This window comes from Pseudoduganella sp. jia 12 (assembly GCF_055502675.1).
This window is the reverse complement of record NZ_JBUXKP010000006.1, coordinates 122,842-141,504: the sequence shown is the minus strand read 5'-3', so window position 1 is coordinate 141,504 and position 18,663 is coordinate 122,842. Positions and strand designations below refer to the sequence as shown.

General features: G+C 67.1%; 14 protein-coding genes. 5 read left to right on the top strand and 9 right to left on the bottom strand.

Annotated elements, in window-relative coordinates:
* Positions 1 to 21 precede the first annotated feature (21 nt).
* A complete protein-coding gene (locus tag ACY65G_RS14950; protein WP_464998114.1) occupies positions 22 to 1,479 on the bottom strand; it encodes an IgA Peptidase M64 in 1,458 nt (485 codons plus the stop codon).
* Positions 1,480 to 1,604: 125 nt separating this feature from the next.
* Between ACY65G_RS14950 and ACY65G_RS14945 the strand changes: the two genes are divergently transcribed.
* Both ACY65G_RS14945 and ACY65G_RS14940 read left to right on the top strand, forming a co-directional pair.
* Complete coding sequence (locus ACY65G_RS14945) at positions 1,605 to 2,198, top strand: sigma-70 family RNA polymerase sigma factor (protein ID WP_464998113.1); 594 nt, start codon at positions 1,605 to 1,607, stop codon at positions 2,196 to 2,198.
* The gene (locus tag ACY65G_RS14940) at positions 2,195 to 2,884 is read left to right on the top strand and encodes an anti-sigma factor (protein ID WP_464998112.1); all 690 of its coding nucleotides are present in this window, start codon (positions 2,195 to 2,197) and stop codon (positions 2,882 to 2,884) included. Before ACY65G_RS14945 ends, ACY65G_RS14940 begins: the two co-directional genes overlap by 4 nt.
* A gap of 52 nt (positions 2,885 to 2,936) precedes the next feature.
* Here ACY65G_RS14940 and ACY65G_RS14935 read toward each other — a convergent pair whose 3' ends face one another.
* The 7 genes from ACY65G_RS14935 to ACY65G_RS14905 form a co-directional block, all read right to left on the bottom strand.
* A complete protein-coding gene (locus ACY65G_RS14935; protein ID WP_464998111.1) occupies positions 2,937 to 4,916 on the bottom strand; it encodes a TonB-dependent receptor in 1,980 nt (659 codons plus the stop codon).
* Positions 4,917 to 4,918: 2 nt separating this feature from the next.
* The gene (locus ACY65G_RS14930; RefSeq protein WP_464998110.1) at positions 4,919 to 6,073 is read right to left on the bottom strand and encodes a HupE/UreJ family protein; all 1,155 of its coding nucleotides are present in this window, start codon (positions 6,071 to 6,073) and stop codon (positions 4,919 to 4,921) included.
* Positions 6,070 to 7,230, bottom strand: coding sequence for a tetratricopeptide repeat protein (locus tag ACY65G_RS14925; RefSeq protein WP_464998109.1), 1,161 nt, complete (start codon positions 7,228 to 7,230; stop codon positions 6,070 to 6,072). Before ACY65G_RS14925 ends, ACY65G_RS14930 begins: the two co-directional genes overlap by 4 nt.
* A 15-nt stretch (positions 7,231 to 7,245) precedes the next feature.
* Positions 7,246 to 8,685, bottom strand: a complete 1,440-nt coding sequence (locus ACY65G_RS14920) for a DUF4331 domain-containing protein (RefSeq protein WP_464998373.1) — start codon at positions 8,683 to 8,685, stop codon at positions 7,246 to 7,248.
* 227 nt (positions 8,686 to 8,912) lie between these two features.
* On the bottom strand, positions 8,913 to 10,190 hold the full coding sequence (locus ACY65G_RS14915) for a cyanophycinase (protein ID WP_464998108.1): 1,278 nt from the start codon (positions 10,188 to 10,190) through the stop codon (positions 8,913 to 8,915).
* Positions 10,191 to 10,198: 8 nt separating this feature from the next.
* Positions 10,199 to 12,961, bottom strand: coding sequence for a TonB-dependent receptor (locus tag ACY65G_RS14910; RefSeq protein ID WP_464998107.1), 2,763 nt, complete (start codon positions 12,959 to 12,961; stop codon positions 10,199 to 10,201).
* Between the two features lie 165 nt (positions 12,962 to 13,126).
* Entirely contained in the window at positions 13,127 to 13,654 is a 528-nt protein-coding gene (locus tag ACY65G_RS14905) for a hypothetical protein (RefSeq protein ID WP_464998106.1), read from the bottom strand.
* 125 nt (positions 13,655 to 13,779) lie between these two features.
* Between ACY65G_RS14905 and argH the strand changes: the two genes are divergently transcribed.
* From argH to ACY65G_RS14890, 3 genes are all read left to right on the top strand, one after another.
* The gene (argH, locus tag ACY65G_RS14900) at positions 13,780 to 15,180 is read left to right on the top strand and encodes an argininosuccinate lyase (protein WP_464998105.1); all 1,401 of its coding nucleotides are present in this window, start codon (positions 13,780 to 13,782) and stop codon (positions 15,178 to 15,180) included.
* A 292-nt stretch (positions 15,181 to 15,472) separates the two neighbouring features.
* Positions 15,473 to 16,045: a TRAP transporter small permease subunit gene (locus tag ACY65G_RS14895; protein WP_464998372.1), complete on the top strand. Its 573-nt coding sequence runs from the start codon at positions 15,473 to 15,475 to the stop codon at positions 16,043 to 16,045.
* Positions 16,046 to 16,058: 13 nt separating this feature from the next.
* Positions 16,059 to 17,717: a TRAP transporter large permease gene (locus ACY65G_RS14890; protein WP_464998104.1), complete on the top strand. Its 1,659-nt coding sequence runs from the start codon at positions 16,059 to 16,061 to the stop codon at positions 17,715 to 17,717.
* A gap of 11 nt (positions 17,718 to 17,728) precedes the next feature.
* Here the strand turns inward: ACY65G_RS14890 and ACY65G_RS14885 are convergent, their stop codons facing one another.
* Positions 17,729 to 18,358, bottom strand: coding sequence for a hypothetical protein (locus ACY65G_RS14885; RefSeq protein ID WP_464998103.1), 630 nt, complete (start codon positions 18,356 to 18,358; stop codon positions 17,729 to 17,731).
* Between the last annotated feature and the right edge of the window lie 305 nt (positions 18,359 to 18,663).

The following is an 18,663-nucleotide window of genomic DNA, read 5'->3' as shown; positions in this document are numbered from 1 at the left end:
TTTGTTATCTTTCTTACGATCTTACCGGGGCGAGCCTGGGCGCGAATACAGGTCGATCGTCTGCTCGACCGCCTCCGCGCATACCGCACAGAATGCCTCGCTGCGGTCGAACATCAGGCACTGCTGCTGCGAGCGGTAATACCCTTGCGCTTCGTAGTTCGCGCCCTCGAATGCACCGACAGTCCGGGCATGCGGTGCCTTCGAGAACAGGCGGCCGGTCCAGGCCAGGTCGTCCGCGAACAGCTTGCTCATCTCGCTTTCGGGACGGTTGTCCTTGCGCAGTTGCGCGCGCACCTTCTGGTATTGCCGCGAATGCGCCTCGTATTCGGCCTTCGGCCATGGTGTCGGCAGCGGCGTGCCGGCCTTCACGAAATGCTTCCACTTGATGTTGGCCGGGTCGTGCAGCGCCGTCACGTTGGGTTCCCACGGCTCGGGCCGGCCGGGGGGGGCCTGGTAGGCGACGGGCGACGTGTAGTACTCGTCCGCCAGGCCGGCGAAGTGGTGGCCGAATTCGTGCACGAACAGGTAATTCGCCCAGTCGTTGTTCGCCGCGGCGGTGCTGAACTGGCCGTAGATGCCGCCACCGCCATACGTATCGTTGTTGACGAGGATTTCGATGAACTCGTACGGCGCATGCTGGGCGATGTCGCGCAGCGCGCGGTTGTCGGTCGTGAGCACGTAGCGTTCGCTGCCGAAGATGTCGTAGCGCGTGTTCAGTGCGGAAGCATGGTGCGTGCCCGTCGACGGCCGGCTCACGCCCGACGCTTCCGTGGGCACGGCCAGGCCCCACACATTGAAATCCTGCGCCCGCTCCTTGAACGGCGACACGGTGAACAGGTAATCGGCCAGCTTCTTCGCCGTTTGCTCGAATTTCCCCAGTTCCGCGCGCGTGTAGCCGTCGCCGAGGATCAGCAGGTCCACCTTGCCCGGCGAAGGCCCGCTGACGCGGATCGGAATCGGCTTCGCCGGCACCGGCGGCTGCTTGCGCACGACGTCGAGCGCATCGGGGTCGATCTCCGCCGTCCACACGATCGAGAACTGGTTGCGCTCGTCCCGCTTCAGGATGCGCACCCTGACCGGCGCATCGGGCTTGGGAAAGCGCACCGATTCGCCGAACGCGCGCGTGGCCTTCGCCGCCTCGTCCGTGGTCTTCCATTCGCCGAACACGGTCGAAAACCCGCGCGAATACAGCAGCCTGCCCGTCTTCGCATCCACCACTTCGACCTTGTTGATGCCCCGGTCCGTGTCGTCCAGCGTGCGTGTCATGTCGCCAGGCCACGGCAGCGGCTCGATCACCACGCGGTCCAGCGCATACCCTTCCGACAGCGCATTGCCGCTGTGGATGTAGTCGACGCGCACGGTGGCGGGCTGGGTGGCCGGTTGGGCCACGGGTTGGGCCACGGGTTGGGCCACGGGTTGAGCCAAAAGAGCGCCCGGGGAGGCGAGACAGGCCAGGGCGGCGAGGGAAAAGAGGCGCATGCGGGCTCCGGTCGGAATGAGAGGGGGCCATTGTAAGGCGTGCCAGTGCTTGCCGGGCCGGGCGATCCGCGCTACCCTGAACTTACAAGAATGTCATTACCGTCCATCACCAGCACAAGGCCCCCGTGCCCTACGACGCCCACCCCGATCCCGACCAGCTGCGCACACTGCTGCGCGACACCGCCCGCCACGACGCCCGCGCGTTTCGCGCACTGTACGACGCGACGTCGCCGAAACTGTTCGGCTTCGCGCTGCGCGTATTGCACAAGCACGAGCTGGCCGAAGAGGCGTTGCAGGATGGCTTCGTGGCCATCTGGCACGCGGCCGCCACTTACCAGCCCGGCATGGCCGCGCCGATGACGTGGATGGCCACGATCGTGCGCAACAAGGCGCTCGACGTGCGCCGCCGCCAGGGCGGGGAAGGCATGGTGGAAATCGATGCGGATGCCTTCGACCGCGACATCGTGGAAGCACTGGCGTCGCCCGGCCAGGGTCCGGCCGAGGCGCTGCAATGCTCGGCGGAAGCGCAGGCACTGGCGCGCTGCATGGCCGCGCTGGAGCGCAGCCACCAGCAAGCCATCGGCCTGGCCTTCTTCCATGACTTGACCCACGGCGAAGTGGCGCAGCAACTGGCGCTGCCGCTGGGCACCGTCAAGACATGGATCCGCCGCGGCCTGGAGAAGCTCAAGACGTGCCTCACGCGCGGGGAGGCTGCATGAACCACCGCGACCATCCCGACCTGTGCGACCGCCTGGCGGCCGAATACGTGCTCGGCACCCTGCGCGGCGGTGCACGGCGCCGTTTCGAAGGCTGGCTGCATGGCGACGCGGCGTTGCGCCGCACCGTGGCGGAGTGGCAGGGCCGGCTCGTGCCGCTGGCCGAATTCGCGCCATCGCAGCAGCCGCCGGCCCGCGTCTGGCAAGGCATCGCCCGGCGGCTGCATCTGCGGGATGCCGGGCAGCCCTGGTACCGCGAGCCGCTGCAATGGTGGCGCATGGTCGCGGGTGCCGCCACGACGGCGGCCGTGGCCCTGGCGGTGGTGCTCGCGGTGCAGGAGCCGGCACCGCGCATCGACACCTTCGCCGCGCTGACGGACGACAGCGCCCGGGCCGCGGTCGTGGTGACGGCGGACCGCCGCAACAACACGATTGCCATTCGCGCCGTGAGCGGTACGCCGGTGCCAAGCGACCGCACGCTGCAGCTGTGGGCCATCACGCAGGCCGGCACGCCGCGCTCGCTGGGCATCCTCGATGAACGGGGCACCGCCGCCATCGCGCTGACCGACCGGGCGCTGGGGCCGGATGTCGCGGTGCTGGCCGTCAGCCTGGAGCCGAAGGGCGGCTCGCCGAACCCGAACGCGCCCACCGGGCCGGTGCTGTACAAGGGTGCCTGGGTGCGGCTGTGATCGAAAGGCGTGACCGAAAGGCGTGACCCAAAGGTGTGATCGAAAGGTGTGATCAGAAGGCGTAGCTGAATGTCAGCCGCACGGCGCGCGGTTCGACGGGGTGGAAGTGCACGTCGTCCTGCGCCTGGCTTTCGCCCCGCAGCCGCGACGCATAGGAATACTCGATGTCGCTGGCAAGGCGGTCGAACAGGTTGAACACGTCGAGCGTGAGCTGCGCATGCTTGTCGAACCGGTAGCCGATCCGCGCGCCAGCCAGCGTCGACGCCCGCGAACGCACGCTGTCGTCTTCCACCAGCGGGCGCGGCCCCAGGTGCCGCACGTTGAACCCGCCGGACCAGCGCCCGCCGGCAGGCGCATAGCTCACGTCCAGCGCCGCCATCCGTTCCAGCGCACCCGGCACGCGGTCGCCCTCTTCCGCCGGCTGCGTGTAGCGAGCCCGTGACGCGGCCAGGTCCAGGTCGGCCCGCCACGGTCCTTTCGCATAATGCACATTCCATTCGATGCCGTGCCGCCGGCTCGCGCGGCTCGGTTCCGTGGTGCCGGCGTCGCCGACGTACACCAGCTCGGAACCGTTGGCCAGGCGCCATGCCGTCAACGATGTTTCCAATCCCCACGCCAGTTCGCTGCGCACGCCGGCCTCCACGCCGCGCGTGCGCACCAGCGGCGTCACGCCATCGACCACGCCGCGCGCATCGTTGCTGTGGAAGCCGTGGCCGGCATTGAAGAACAGTTCCGTGCCGTGCCATGGCCCGGCAACGATGGACAGCTTCGGTGCGGCGATCGTGGCCTCCTCGCGGCGCCCGTTGACATTGAACCGGTACGCGTCGCCACGCAGCCCGGCCACCGTGCGCAGCCATGGCGTCCACTGCGCCGAGGTGTCGGCGAACACGCCCGCGCTGGTTTCGCGCACGCGGTCCTCGCGCACCGTGCCCGTGGTGCGCCGCGTCACCGTCGTGTACAGCCCGACGGGCGACAGCCGGTCGCCGCGCACCTGCACCCCGGCGCGGTTGGCCAGGTCCAGCCCGGCCAGCGTGGCGCGCCAGGACCATGTCGCGTCCAGCCCCACGGTCGTGCGCCGCTCGCTCTGGCGGAACTGGTCGCCCGCCTCCGGCCGGTCCAGCGCGTAGGTAAAATTGCTGTACAGGTCGAGCGCCGAGCGCACCACGTAGGCGTTCAGTTCGACACGGCCGCCGCCCCACGGGCCATGCCGGCCGGCGGACAGGCTGTAGCGCGAGGCGCGGCCGCCATCGCTGGCGTCGAGGCTGCCGAAACGGCCCACCTGCGCCACGGCACGCAGCGGTATCTGGTCCGTGGCCCGCCAGCGGTTGCGGTAGGCCATCGCCGTCACGTGCCAGGCGTCGTCACGGTCGCCGCCACTCCAGCGCAGCACGCCCGACATCCGGCGTACGTCTTCCGGCACGGTCCACGGCCCGTCGTTGCGCTGCACGTCGAGGCCATACAGCAGCCGGCCGGTATCGCTTTCCCGCATCGTCCCCGCCAGCAGCGCGCGCCGGTAGCCATGCCGGCCGGCGGTGACGCTGGCGGCATCCGGCACCGTATCGGCCAGCCCGATGCGCGCGCTGCCGGCCGAGACGAAATCGCCGTCAGCGGCGGCATACGGCCCCTTGCGATAGTCGATGCGCCGCACCAGCTCCGGGATCACGAAGTTCAGGTCCGAATAGCCCTGGCCATGCGCATGGCTGCGCATGTTGACGGGCATGCCGTCGACGAAGGTGGCGAAATCCGTGCCGTGATCGAGGTTGAAGCCACGCAGGAAGTACTGATTGGCCTTGCCGTCGCCACTGTGCTGGGTGACGGCGAGCCCTGGCACGAATTCCAGCAGTTCGCCGGTGCGCAGCAGCGGCCGGGCCGCGATCTCCACCGCCCCCACGCTGCCGGCGCTGGCGCTGTCGATACCGCCGATGCGCTGGCCGACGACCTCCACGACGGGCACGAAGGCCATGCCGGGTTCCGTGGCGGCGCAGCAGGCCGTCGCGAGCACGCCGCCCGCGGTGAAAATGGTTCGCAACATGATCAGGCTCCCGGCAATGTCACATCGAAGGCGCGTTCGCCGAGCCAGACCATGGCGACCAGGGCGATCGCCAGCGAGCCGGCCGGCAGCAGCACCCGGCGGTAGACGCGCGTATCGCGCAGCAGCCAGGCTGCCGGCAGCACCGCGGCCACGATGGCCAGCTGGCCCAGCTCCACACCCAGGTTGAATCCCAGCAGCGACACGGCCAGCGCACCGCGCGGCAGGCCCAGGTCGGCCAGCACGCCGGCAAAGCCGAAGCCGTGGACGAGACCGAACACGAACGCGGCGGCCCAGCGCGGCCCCGGGACCAGGGGCCGGACATTGTTCAGCGCAGCCACGACCACGGAAGCGGCGATCGCCGATTCGACCCAGCGCGATGGCGGCGCCAGCACGCCCAGCGCGGCAAGCGCCAGGGTCACCGAGTGGGCCACGGTGAAGGCAGTGACGGTCTTGAGCACGTCGGTGGCGGCGCCACGGAAGGCGGGCACGGGCTGCCAGGCGCCATCGCGCCGCACCAGCACGGCGGGCAGCAGCAGCGAGACGAGGAAGAGCACGTGGTCATAGCCGATCCAGATATGCCAGGCGCCATGGCGCAGGTAGTCCACGAATTGGCTTATTGCGTGGCTCCCCGCGTGGCCGTCCGCACCGGGCTGCGACAGCGGCACCGTCTGCACCGGCCTTTCGCCACCGAGGATCGCCGTGCGCGGATTGTCGCCATCGCCGAGCCGCAGCAGGCCGCGATGCTGCGCATCGGTGTCGCCGAACAGCCGGTAGGCGATGGTCAGCTCGCGGGGTGCCACGGCACAGGTGCCACGCAGCGGCAGCACCGTGTAGGCACCGTCCGTATGCTCGTCGACCAGCTGCGGCCCGGCGGCCAGCGTGCACGGCGCCCCGCCCGCGGCAATGCTCAGCCGCGACAGCGCATAGGCGGCGATCGCCGCGTGGCGGTCCTGGACTTCCCGCCATGTGAGCCGGCCGTCGCCATCGCCGTCCAGCCCCAGCGCCACGTCGAGGTCGCGCAGCGCGATATCCCAGCGGCCCTCGATGTGGCGGCCGTCCACAGCCAGCGCCAGGTAGCTGTCGCTGGGCTTGTGCGCGGCCGCCGGCAGTGCCCACAGCATGAGCAGCGTGGCCACGAAAGTCGTGAAGGCCTTCACGATGCCTGCCCGACCAGGCGCGTCACGACGACATCCTGCAGGCCCTGCGCCCGGATCCAGCGCAGCACCGGTTGCAGCGCCGCCCGGTCATTCGAGGCCAGGCCCGCCTCGAGCAGGATGCGGGTATCGGCCAGTTCCTTCTGCACGCGCCAGTTGCGCTGCGCCAGCGCCAGCGCCCCCCTGGCATCGCCCAGCAGGTGCAGCGTGAAGCGGGCCTGTTCGCGCAGGTGCACCGCATCGCCGCGCCGCGCCGCGGCATCGAAGCGCGCCTGCAGTTCGGCCCGTGCCGGGGCCAGCGCCCCTTGCCGGCCCATTGCGCGCAGCGCCAGCGCATGCCGCAGCAGCAGGGCATCGTTGCGATGGTGCGCGCGCAGCAATGCCGGCACCTCCGCCGCCCTGCCCTGGTTGAGCAGGAAGTCGGCGTAGGCGCCCAGCAGGTAGCTGTCCGTTGGTGCGACGCGCAGCGCGGCCTGGAAACGCTGTTGCGCGGCCGCCTTGTCGCCGCGCCGTGCCGCCAGTTCCGCCAGCATCGTCAAAGCCCACGTGCGCGTTTCCAGCGCCGTGTCGCCGGCCCGTTCCAGACCCAGTTCCAGCAACTGTTCGCTGCCCCGCATGCGGCCGGTGTTGGCGCCGGCGGCGGCCAGGCAGGCGAACGTTTCCAGCTGCGCCGCCAGCGACGACAGGCGCCCGCAACTGGCGATCGCGCCAGGCACGTCGCCCTGCACCGACTGGATCGTCGCCAGCGTCAGCCACGCCTGGGCATTGCGCGGATCGGTGCCGACGATGTGACGCAGCTCGGCCTGCGCTTCATCGAACTGGTGGCCGTTCTGCAACAGCGTCGCACGCAGCAGGCGCACCTCGTTCGGCGCATCGGGCCGGCCCCACCATGGCGCCAGCACGGCCTGCGCCTGCCCGTAGTAGCGCGGATCGGCGCTGCCGCGGCCCAGCGCCACATAGCGCCGGGCCAGCGCCAGCGCCGGCAGCGGGTCGGCCGGCGCGGCCGCCACGGCGGCCCGCAGCGTGCGCAGGCCGTCGTCCTGCCGCGGCAGCATGGCGACCACCTCGTTGCCGGAAGCCGGCGTGCGCGGCACCGCCACCGCCTGCATGGAAGAAAGCCATGCCAGCAGCGCCAGCACCACCGCGATCTTGCGTGTCATCGCCGGCTCCCTCGCTTATCGCCTGGCGACCGATTGCGGCGACCCGGGGATCGGCGTGGCCAGGTACGGGAAGGCGGCCGTGAACGGACTGTCGTCCAGGAACGCGCCATCGGTGAAGCGGATCGCTCCCGATGGCGCGCTGGCCGGCGCGCAGCCCAGGTTCAGCGTGCACAGCTTGCCCATCGCCACGCGCAGTTCGATGTCCACCACGTCGTCGCCGGGCCGGCGGCCGTTCGGGAAGCCGGCATTGTCGCCATCGATCACACCGAGGCGTTTTTGCGATCCTTTCGGCACCGGCGCGATGGCGGTGTTCAGCCGCAGCATTTCCGATGGCGTCACCTTCGCCGGCTGGTTCAGGCCCGGCACGCCGGTCAGGAACACGGTCACCAGGTCGTTGCGGGGGAAGTTCGTGGGTGCCTTCACGCCGGCGCCGGCAAACAGCGTTTCCACCAGGGCCGGCAGCGTGGGATTGGTCACGTAGGTCAGGAATTGCGTATCGTTGCCGGGGCGGCTGCCGTTGAAACGGTCCTTGTCCTTCAGCCCGATCACCACCTCATTCACCAGCGGCATGCCCAGGCGCGACACCTGCGTCCATGTGTCGCCCTCTTTCGACACTTCGCCGGCATCTCCCTGCACCGTACCGGCCGGCCGGCCGCGGGGCACGCTGGCCGTCGTCCAGCCGCCGATCACCGGGTCGGCGCCGCCCGGCGCCACCAGGCAGCTCGCCGCCACTTCCAGCGCGATCGTGGTCACGTTCTTGTCGGCCAGGTCGTCGCGCGCGCTGCTCTCGGCATTCGGATCGAATTCCACGGCGGGCGACTTGTAGTTGACGAGGTCGAACGTTTCGCCCAGGTTGACGGCGAACGAATCCTTGCGCTGGCCCACGAACACGCGCGCGGGCACGGCGCACCCGGGCAGCATCATGTCGTGGATGTGCCGCGCCGCATAGCCGGCGTAGTCGGGAATGGCCTTGTTGCCGATATTGTCGACGGGCTTGTCGAAACCCGGCGCCCCGCGAGGCGCGGCAACGCGCTCGCGCGTGCCGGTGCGGCGGTCGCCCCGCACCATCGTCACCGTGTAGGTCTCGCGCACGTTCAGGCCGGGCGGATTGACATCGTCGATGGCGCCGCCGTTGATAATCAGCGGAATCGGTACTTTCTTGCCTCCCACGACGAACGCATCGTTCATGTTCGCATTGGCGAAGCGGAACTGGAACGTGATGTCTTCCCTGGCGTCGCCATTGTTGTCGAGGTGGATTTCGTACAGCGCGTGCTGGTCCAGCTGGAAGTAGTTCGGCCCACCGTAGGCATCCTGCAGCGGCAGGTAGTTGGCCACCAGCGTCACGAATTTCTCGCGGCCGGGCTCGTAGCTGCGGAACATGTAGAAATCCGTCGCATCGGCGCGCGGCATGCCGGCGATGAACGGCGCTTCGCGGTGGCTCGACGCCGCCGCCATGGATGCCGCCAGTGACAAGGCAACGGCCAGCACGGCGGGCAATGCCGCCGGCAAGACATGTTGAAAGTGAGGCTGAATCAGTTTGACCACGATATCCCCCTGGTTGAAATGGAGTGCAGCGTGGCCTTATACGCACCGGCGCGCCGGGCGGATTCAATTATTTTAAAGTCATCGTTAAATGTTTGGGCGGCAACGGTTTTCGCAGCGTGTCCCCGGCGGTGTCGACCTCAGCGGTAACGGTACAGCGGCCGCGGAATATCGATCGGCCGGATGTCGAGCCGGATGTTGAGCACCGAATACGCATCCACCGTGTTGGAGATGTAGCCCACGCTTTCCGGCGTTTTCGTGAAGCGGAACTCGAAGCCCACCTCCGGCGTGGTCGAGCGCGGGTTGCCGCTGGCGATGCCGATCGCCTCTTCCTGGTCGCTGTCGATCAGCCGTTCCATGATGTTCACCACGGCGCTGTTGCCGAGGATGTCGTTGCTGAACACGGGGCCCCGCAGGGCGGTGCGGGCCGGGTCCATGCGTCCGCCCGCCTTGTCCGGCGACGGGGTGAAGCTTTGCGTGATGATGTTGAACTTGTCGCCGCGGTCCAGGTAGCTGATGCGAACATTGCTGACGTTGAAATCGGGCTTGCTGGTATCCGTGACCGCCAGCGACAGGTCCATCAGCAGTGCGCCCGTGTAGCCGATGACTTCCACTTCGCGCTGGGCATTGATGACCATGGCGCTGTCCTCGTCCACGCCCAGGCCGAGCTTGTAGTTCTTGGCCAGCATGACGGGGATCATCCGCGCGAAGCGCCCGCGCACCAGCAGGTGCTGGTCCACGAACACGTCGTCGCCGATGAAGCCCAGGCCGGGAGCGATCTCCTGCCCGTCCTTGACGCCGCCGCGCAGCATCGCCAGGATCGCGTCGGGCCGGTAGAACATGGTGCTGCTCATGATGGCCGCACCGGCGCTGGTGCCGGCCACCACGCCGCCGCGGCGGTACAGGTCCCAGATCGCTTCGAGCGCCCGCGTGCGGGTGCCGTTCTCGCGGATCAGCGCCTGCGTGATGCGGGCCTGGTCGCCGCCGGCGAAGTACACGCCGTCGGCCTTGCGGATCTTTTCCGCCAGCGCGGCATCGTCCGCCGCCTTGCGGTAATCGCTGTTGGCCAGCCGCTGCGCCACCGGCACCGCGAACGGCTCGGCGCCGTACTTCTTCAGGTAGCCGATACTGGCCGCGGCCGCGCGCTCGGGATTGCCGGATGCCGAAGGAAAGACGGCGATCCGGGCGCCCTTGCCGCCCGCCAGGCTGACGATCTTTTGCCACACGTCGGCATTGTCGGCCCGCAGGCCGCCGCCGATGATCACGAGCGAACCCTTGGCCGCGGGCAGCGGCAAACGCGCCTCCGCGGGTTCTTCGGGGACTTTCTCAAGCGTCTGCGCGGTGGCCGCCGGACCGGTGAAGGCTAACAGCATGGCGAAAGTCGTTGCGAAGGCTGGCTTGAGCATCGGCTTGAACATTGGCCCTCCTATTTGAAAGCGTAATTCACACTGGCATAGAAACGGCGGCCGCGCGGGTCCGTGTAGGTGGGGTCGTATCCCGACAGGAAGTGGTACGCCTGGTTCGAATACGGCGGACTGCGGTCGAACATATTCTGCACCCCGGCGCGCACCTTCAGCGCACGGCTCGCCTGCCAGGCGGCGGACATGTCCCACAGCGAATACGATGTCACATGGTTCGGTGCCACCACGCTGCCGTCATCCGTGTTGATGGCCGAATTCTGGTCTTCGTACGACGACGAGAACGTGTTCGACAGGCTGGCCGAGAACGGCCCTTTCTCCCAGTCGAACGTGATGGTATGGCGCCAGCGCTGCACCACGCCGTCGGTCACGAAGCGGCCAAGGTTGCTGATGAACGGATCGCCCTGCGATGTCTGGATCTTCGAATCGATCACGTAGGTGCCCGACAGCCGGCCGCCCAGGCGCCCGGCCGGGGTGTCCACACCGTGCACGTCGACTACCAGGTCGATGCCGCTGGCCACCTGCGCGCCGCGGTTTTCCTTGAACAGGTCGATCCACTCGATTTCATTGTCTTCGTCGCGGTGCACCAGGTCGCCGTACTTGTCCAGGTTGGACAGGATCACGTCGTCGCCGATTTCGCTGATCAGGTTGGTGCGCTTGATCTTCCAGTAATCGATGCTGGTGGTGATGTTGGGGGTCGGTTCCAGCACGGCGCCGATCGAGTACTGGCGGCTGCGTTCCGGCTTCAGGTTCGGGTTGCTGTAGCGGCGCGTATCCCAGTTGAACGCGCAGTCGGCGTAGTTGTTGTCCAGCTCCTCACACAGCACCGGATCGGGCAGCGTGGCCGTGGCGCTGTAGACGGTGGGACGGTGCAGGTCATTCATCGACGGCGCGCGGAAGCCGCGGCCCGCCGAGGCGCGCAGCATCGCCCATTTCACCGGCGTGTACGACAGGCCCGCCTTCGGGCTGAACGCGCGGCCCACCGCCTCGTAATGGTCATAGCGCGCCGAGAGCTGCGCCTGCCAGTCCTTCGCGAACGGCGCCTGCAGTTCGCCGAACAGGGCGGCCACCTTGCGGCTGTCGTGCGTGGCGCGGCCGCCTTCCGGCGCGAAATCGTCGTTGATGTTGTCCGTCAGGAGCAGTTCGGATGGCGTGAAGTCGGTTTTCTCGCGGCGCCATTCGCCGCCCACCGCCACCGCCAGATCGCCGCCGGGCAGCGCCATCAGCGTGCGCGTGGCCTTGAAGTCGACCGAGTCCATCACGCCTTTCGCGTAGCGCACCACGTCGTTGACCTGGATGCTTTCGAGGTAGGCGCGCCCTTCGGCGTTCGACGGGCCGAACGGATTGATCAGCCCCGCCGTGATGCCTTCGATCAGTTCGTTGTACAGCACGTAGCCGTGCGTGTCCCGGTCCTTCACCGTGTTCACGCTGTGGTTGTACGCCACGTCGTAGTCCCACGCGCCGAACGTGCCGTTGACGCCCACCACGTAGCGCTGGCCGATGCTTGTGAGCTCGCTGGTGCGGTTGCCGGCCTCCAGCAGGCGCATGCGCAATTGCAGCATGCGGTCGCCATCCTCCGAGTTTTCCAGGCCCGTGCCGGCCAGCGCCGGTACCAGGCTGTAGTCGATGTCGCCGGTGACGCGGGTCGACGAGCCCACGTAGTTGGTGCGCGCGCGGCTCAGTACCACCTCGCCATACAGCTGGTGGCCGCCCCCCAGGTCCAGCACGCCGCGCGACAGGAACGTCTGCTTGTTCGATTTCGGGAACAGCTCGGTGTCGCGCATGTAGTCGTACGTGCACGCGTCGATGCCGCCGGTGCCGGCCGGCAGGTACAGGTTGGCCGGCGGATTGCAGTTCGGGATCGACAGGTTGATCGTCTGGTTCGTCAGTTCGCGGCCGTTCAGCGTGAAGCCGATCGAATTGAGGTAGTCGCGCTGGTCGCCCGACAGGCGGATGTTCGCCGGGCTGGTATAGCTGGACAGCAGGTGGCCCAGCCGCTCCGGAATGCGCAGGTCGCCGATGAATTCGCGCTGCGACGAGCGCAGCGCCTGGGTTTCCTGCGCATCGAACGTGGCGAACACGTTATAGCCATCCTTCTGCAGGTTGCCGATGCCGCCGCTGATCGTGGCCTGCCGCTTGGCCGCGCCGCCTTCGTCGGTGCCGCCGGCATAGGCATTGAGTTCGAGGCCCTGGAAATCCTTGCGCGTGATGAAGTTGATCACGCCGCCGATGGCATCGGTTCCATACAGCGCCGACGCGCCGTCGAGCAGCACTTCGACACGGGCGATGGCCGCGGCGGGAATGTTGTTCAGGTCCACGCCGGTATCGTCGCCGGGGGACGCGAAGTTGGCCATGCGGCGGCCGTTCAGCAGGACCAGCGTGGACGAGGTGCCGATGCCGCGCAGGTTGGCGCTGTTCATGCCGCGCTGGTCGACACCGCCCACGTTGATCGATACGCCGTCCGTCAGCCCGCCCACGTTGGCGGAAATGCGCGTCATCAGTTCGGCCGCCGTGGTCACGCCGGCCTTGTCGATTTCCGCGCGGGTGATCACCTGCACGGGCAGCGGCGTTTCCGATTCGATCTGCTTGATGGCCGAACCCGTGATTTCCACGCGCGGGACGACTTTCGCGATGGCGGTATCCTGCGCCCAGGCGCAATGCACCGCGAAGGCCAGCACGGCACCGGCGGCGAGCCGTGGCCCCACACGATGCAACGCGCTGTCCCGATACTGAACTTTATTTTGTGTTTTGTTTTTTTGATGCTTGCCCATGATTCCCGCGCTCCGCTTCATAGCTGATATCCGATGATTATTTGCCAAAATTTCATTTGGCCCTAATGTACGCAGGTCAGCAGTAAAACTCAAACGAACGCGCGCCGGGCGTGGCGTCCAAACGTCGTTTATGCCGCAGGTGCTGTTTTCAACGGTATTCGAGCGTTATTTGAGGTAGTGCTGCGGCAGGGGGTTGTGGTCCGTTTCCGCCTGCCATACGAGCGACTGCACCCACCAGCGCCTGCCGTCGTTGACCAGCTGAATGCTGTTGATCCCGCGCTGGAATGGCTTTGCCTCTTTCGCGTGACGCGACTCGTAGGTGGAAAACACGTGGGCGATCTGGCCGAACTGCTCGCTCTTGCGCGCAAGCTCCGACTCGAAGAACCCCTTCTTGACGAACAGCGGCGTGACACGGGCGATATAGTCGTCCACCGACAGCACGCGGGTGTGGAAGACGCCAGCCTTGTCGCGGGTGTGGACGATCATCTTGCCATCGGCCCGGAACAGCCCCCGCAGGCGATCCCAGTCGCGTGCCTTGCCGGCCGGGCCGGAAATCGTGTCGTACAAGGCGGCGATCACGGCATCGACGGTGGCGACGTCCGTCGCGGCGGCTGGCCTGACCGCGGCAGGCTTCGCAAACAGGCCGCCCGCGATCCCGGCGAGCAGCGCGAACATGGCGATCGATTTCCGCATCGGAGCCTCCTGTCGTCAAAAACACAACAATATCACCGGCATCCGGGCGACCCGGCGCAGGCAGGGATCGCTCTTGCGCATACTTACCCGTTTATAATCATTGGATTACCCGCACCCATCTCATCATGACTGAACAACTCTCCAAAAAAGGCGAGGCCTGGTCGGCCCGCTTCTCCGAACCCGTTTCCGATCTCGTCAAGCGCTATACGGCCTCCGTGTTTTTCGACAAGCGCATGTGGAAAGCCGACATCGAAGGCTCGCTGGCGCACGCTGAAATGCTGGCCGCGCAAGGCATCATTCCCACCGCCGACCTGGATGCGATCCGCAGCGGCATGGCGCAGATCACCAGCGAAATCGAAGGCGGCCAGTTCGAATGGCTGCTCGACCTGGAAGACGTGCACCTGAATATCGAAAAGCGCCTGACCGAGCTGGCGGGCGATGCGGGCAAGCGGCTGCACACGGGCCGTTCGCGCAACGACCAGGTGGCCACCGACATCCGCCTGTACGTGCGCTCGGCCATCGACGACATCACCGGCCTGCTGAACCAGCTGCGCACGGCGCTGGTCGACCTGGCCGAACAGCACGCGGACACGATCCTGCCCGGCTTCACCCACATGCAGGTGGCGCAGCCGATCACGTTCGGCCACCACATGCTGGCTTACGTCGAGATGTTCGGCCGCGATGCCGAGCGCATGGCCGACTGCCGCAAGCGCGTGAACCGCCTGCCGCTGGGTTCGGCCGCGCTGGCCGGCACCACGTTCCCGATCGACCGCCTGCGCGTGGCGCAGACGCTGGGCTTCGACGACGTGTGCCACAACTCGCTGGACGCCGTCTCGGACCGCGACTTCGCGATCGAATTCACGGCCGCCGCCTCGCTGATCATGACGCACGTGTCGCGCATGTCCGAAGAGCTGGTGATCTGGATGAGCCCGCGCGTTGGCTTCATCGACATCGCCGACCGCTTCTGCACCGGCTCGTCGATCATGCCGCAAAAGAAAAATCCCGACGTGCCGGAACTGGCGCGCGGCAAGACGGGCCGCGTGTATGGCCACCTGCTGGGCCTGCTCACGCTGATGAAGGGCCAGCCGCTGGCCTACAACAAGGACAACCAGGAAGACAAGGAACCGCTGTTCGACACGGTGGACACCGTGGTCGACACCCTGCGCATCTTCGCCGACATGGCCGGCGGCATCACCGTGAAGCCGGAAGCCATGCGCGCCGCCGCGCTGCAGGGCTATGCCACCGCCACCGACCTGGCCGACTACCTCGTGAAGAAGGGCCTGCCGTTCCGCGACGCGCACGAAGCCGTGGCCCATGCCGTGCGCACCTGCGTGGATGCGAACTGCGACCTGGCCGACCTGTCGCTGGACCAGCTGCGCGCCTTCTCGCCGCTGGTGGGCGACGACGTGTTCGAGGTGCTGACGCTGGAAGGCTCCGTGGCCGCGCGCGACCACGTGGGCGGCACGGCGCCGAACCAGGTGCGCGCCGCGATCGCCCGCGTGCGCACGCAGCTCGGCGGCAACTAAGCCCGTCTCGGACCGGAGCAACCCAAGGAGAACCGCCATGTAAGCCATCGCCCTCGTCACCGCATCACCTGAGCAATGCGGGTGCTAGTGGGTCACTTGGCAACGGCGTGGAGGTAAAAGCGATGGATTTTCGTGTCAGGCTAGGCGTAAATGCCCCGAGATAGCCACCTATCTCGGGGCATTTACAACGACGCATGGCGCGGAAAGCCACGCTTTTAACCCACGATCAGTTGCCAAGTGACCCACTTATACAGCGCCCATTAAAAGAAAAGCATGGGAGACAACGATGTTGATGGCAATTTCAAGGGCGATCGATGGACTGAACGACCGGATCGCGGCAGTGGTGGCCTGGGGCCTGCTGGCCGCGGTGCTGATCTGCGCGGTCAATGCGCTGATCCGGTATTCGTTCAACCTCAGTTCCAACGCCTGGTTGGAGATCCAGTGGTACCTGTTTGCCGCGGTCTTCATGCTGGCGGCTCCGCATACCCTGCGGCGCGACGAGCACGTTCGCATCGACGTGATCGTCGGCCGCTTTTCCCGCCGCACCCAGGTCTGGATCGACCTGTTCTGCTTCCTCTTCTTCCTGATGCCGGTCTGCTGGGTGATCCTGTATTACGGGATCCCGTTCGGCCTGGAATCCCTGCGCAGCGCCGAGATGTCCAGCAATGCCGGGGGCCTGATCGTCTGGCCGGCGAAAATCCTCGTGCCGGTCGGCTTCGCACTGATGATCCTGCAAGGCTTCTCCGAAATCATCAAGCGCATCGAATACCTGCGCGGGCGGCTGCATGAAAGCGCGTTCCTGAAGCAGGCGCACGGGCCGCGGCAGGAGATCGAGGCGATCAAGCAAGCCAACCGGATCGATTGAGGAGCAGCGGCACATGGAAGCATTCATCATCGCCAACCTCGCGCCGATCATGTTCGGCACCCTCGTGCTGTTCCTGCTGTGCGGCTTTCCGGTGGCGTTCGCGCTGGCGGCCAACGGCCTGTTCTTCGGCCTCGTCGGCATCGAACTGGGCCTGCTGCGGCCCGAACTGCTGCAGGCGCTGCCGAACCGGATCTTCGGCATCATGGCCAACGACACCTTGCTGGCCATCCCGTTCTTCACGCTGATGGGCCTGATCCTGGAGCGCTCCGGCATGGCCGAGGACCTGCTCGACACGATCGGCCAGCTGTTCGGCCCGATCCGCGGCGGCGTGGCGTATGCCGTGATCTTCGTGGGTGCGCTGCTGGCGGCCACCACGGGCGTGGTCGCCGCTTCCGTCATCTCGATGGGGCTCATTTCACTGCCCGTGATGCTGCGCTACGGCTACGACAAGCGGCTCGCTTCCGGCGTGATCGCCGCTTCCGGCACGCTGGCGCAGATCATTCCACCGTCGCTGGTGCTGATCGTGATGGCCGACCAGCTGGGCCGCTCGGTGGGCGACATGTACAAGGCCGCTTTCATCCCCGGCCTGCTGCTGACGGCGATGTATGCCGGCTACGTGCTGGCCGTGTCGATCTTCCAGCCGCACAAGGCGCCCGCGCTGCCCCTCGAAGCGCGCAACCTGCGCGAGCCGAACGGCGACTCCGGCGTGCGCTCGCTGCTGGTGCTGCTGGTGGCGACGGCGGCCGCCGCGTATGCGTTCGCGCACTGGTACGACGCCGCGCATCCGGAAGCCCATAGCGACGAAGTGGGCATCTTCTCCGCCGCGCTGGGCATCGCCGGCGCGTTCCTGTTCGCGCTGGCCAACCGCCAGATGAAACTGGGACTGCTGTCGCGCATGGCCGAGAAGGTGGTGTTTGTGCTGATTCCGCCGCTGGCGCTGATCTTCCTCGTGCTGGGCACCATCTTCATCGGCCTGGCCACGCCCACGGAGGGCGGCGGCATGGGCGCCGTGGGCGCGATCGTGCTGGCACTGCTGAACCGGCGGCTCTCGTGGCCGCTCCTGAGCCAGGCGATGATGTCCACCACGCGGCTGTCGTGCTTCGTGATCTTCATCCTGATCGGCTCCACCGTGTTCGCGCTCGTGTTCCGCGCCGTGAACGGCGACCTGTGGGTGGAACACCTGCTGACCAGCCTGCCCGGCGGGTCGACGGGTTTCCTGATCGCCGTGAACATCCTGTTCTTCGTGCTGGCGTTCTTCCTCGACTTCTTCGAACTGGCCTTCATCCTCGTGCCGCTGGTGGGGCCGGTGGCGGAAAAACTCGGCATCGACCTGATCTGGTTCGGCGTGCTGCTGGGCGTGAACATGCAGACCTCGTTCATGCACCCGCCATTCGGCTTCGCCCTGTTCTACCTGCGCTCGGTCGCGCCGAAGGCCGTGAAGACGTCCGACATCTATTGGGGCGCGATCCCGTTCGTCTGCATCCAGGTGCTGATGGTGACGCTGATCATCGCGTTCCCCAACCTGGTATCGGTGGAAACGCGCACCGACATGACCGAGAACGTGGAGCTCAGGATCGACGCGCCCGCCGATTACGGCGCGCCGGCCGAGGAGCCCAGGGAAGGCGATGCCCCGCAGCTGAACTTCTCGACGGACGAGCCGGAGAAAAAGTAGGTATTCCGCGTTCAGTGCTGCACCAGGCCGGCCAGCACGGCGAACGCCGCGCCAGTGTGCTGGCGTTCCAGGACCAGTGTGAGTTCCGTGTGCGTTGAGATCAGGTTGACGAGGTTGACCTTGTCCCACGCCAGCTTCTTCAGGATCGCGTGGTAGATGCCGGGTGTGCGGTGCGAGTCGGCCGCCAGTTGCAGCGTGACCGCGTTCAGGTTTTCCAGCCGCGCCAGCAGGCATTCGCCGTCGAACACGGTTTCCACCAGCGGGATCAGCGGCCGGCTGCAGATCACCATCGCTTCGTTGACGCCGCGCGTCGCGGACAGGAACATGTTGCCGCGCCGATCGGCCTGCGCGAGCAGTTCGCGGTGGCAGGCATCGGTGCGAGCCGACTCGCGCCACGTCAGTTCGACGAGATCGGTGCGCGCCGTCAGCTGGCCGTTCTTGTGTGCCAGCGCGATGTCCTGCGCGCTGTCGCCCCCCTGCCCCGGCAGGCGCTCGGCCAGGCGCCGCAGCGCCATCACGACGGCTGCCTGGCCCACGGGTTTCCACAGGTCGTTTTCCAGTTGCGGCTGCAACTGGCGCGCCAGTTCCGAAAGATTGATGAGACCACGTCGCAAGCCTTCGCTGAGGAAGGGCGACTCCATGACGATATGTTCAACTCTGGTTGCGATGGACAGCATGGCTCCTCGCCCGCGAGGGCGCTCCTTGAAATGTCATGCGTCTTGCTGCCGGCCGGGATGGCGGCTGGAACGGACGCGCGGAAAGGCGAAGGAAGGGGCGGCCTACGCTGGAGGAGGACGGTGCGGAGCGAGGGTAAAGCGGCGGCGTGCTTGCTGGTTCATGGTTGCGTCCCTGAATGTGCTCAGCGCTTGTCTATGAATGTCGTACCGTCCCGGTGCGCTGTTATCGTTGGCCCGGCAAGCATGCGTGGCTCGTCGGTGCCGTTGTA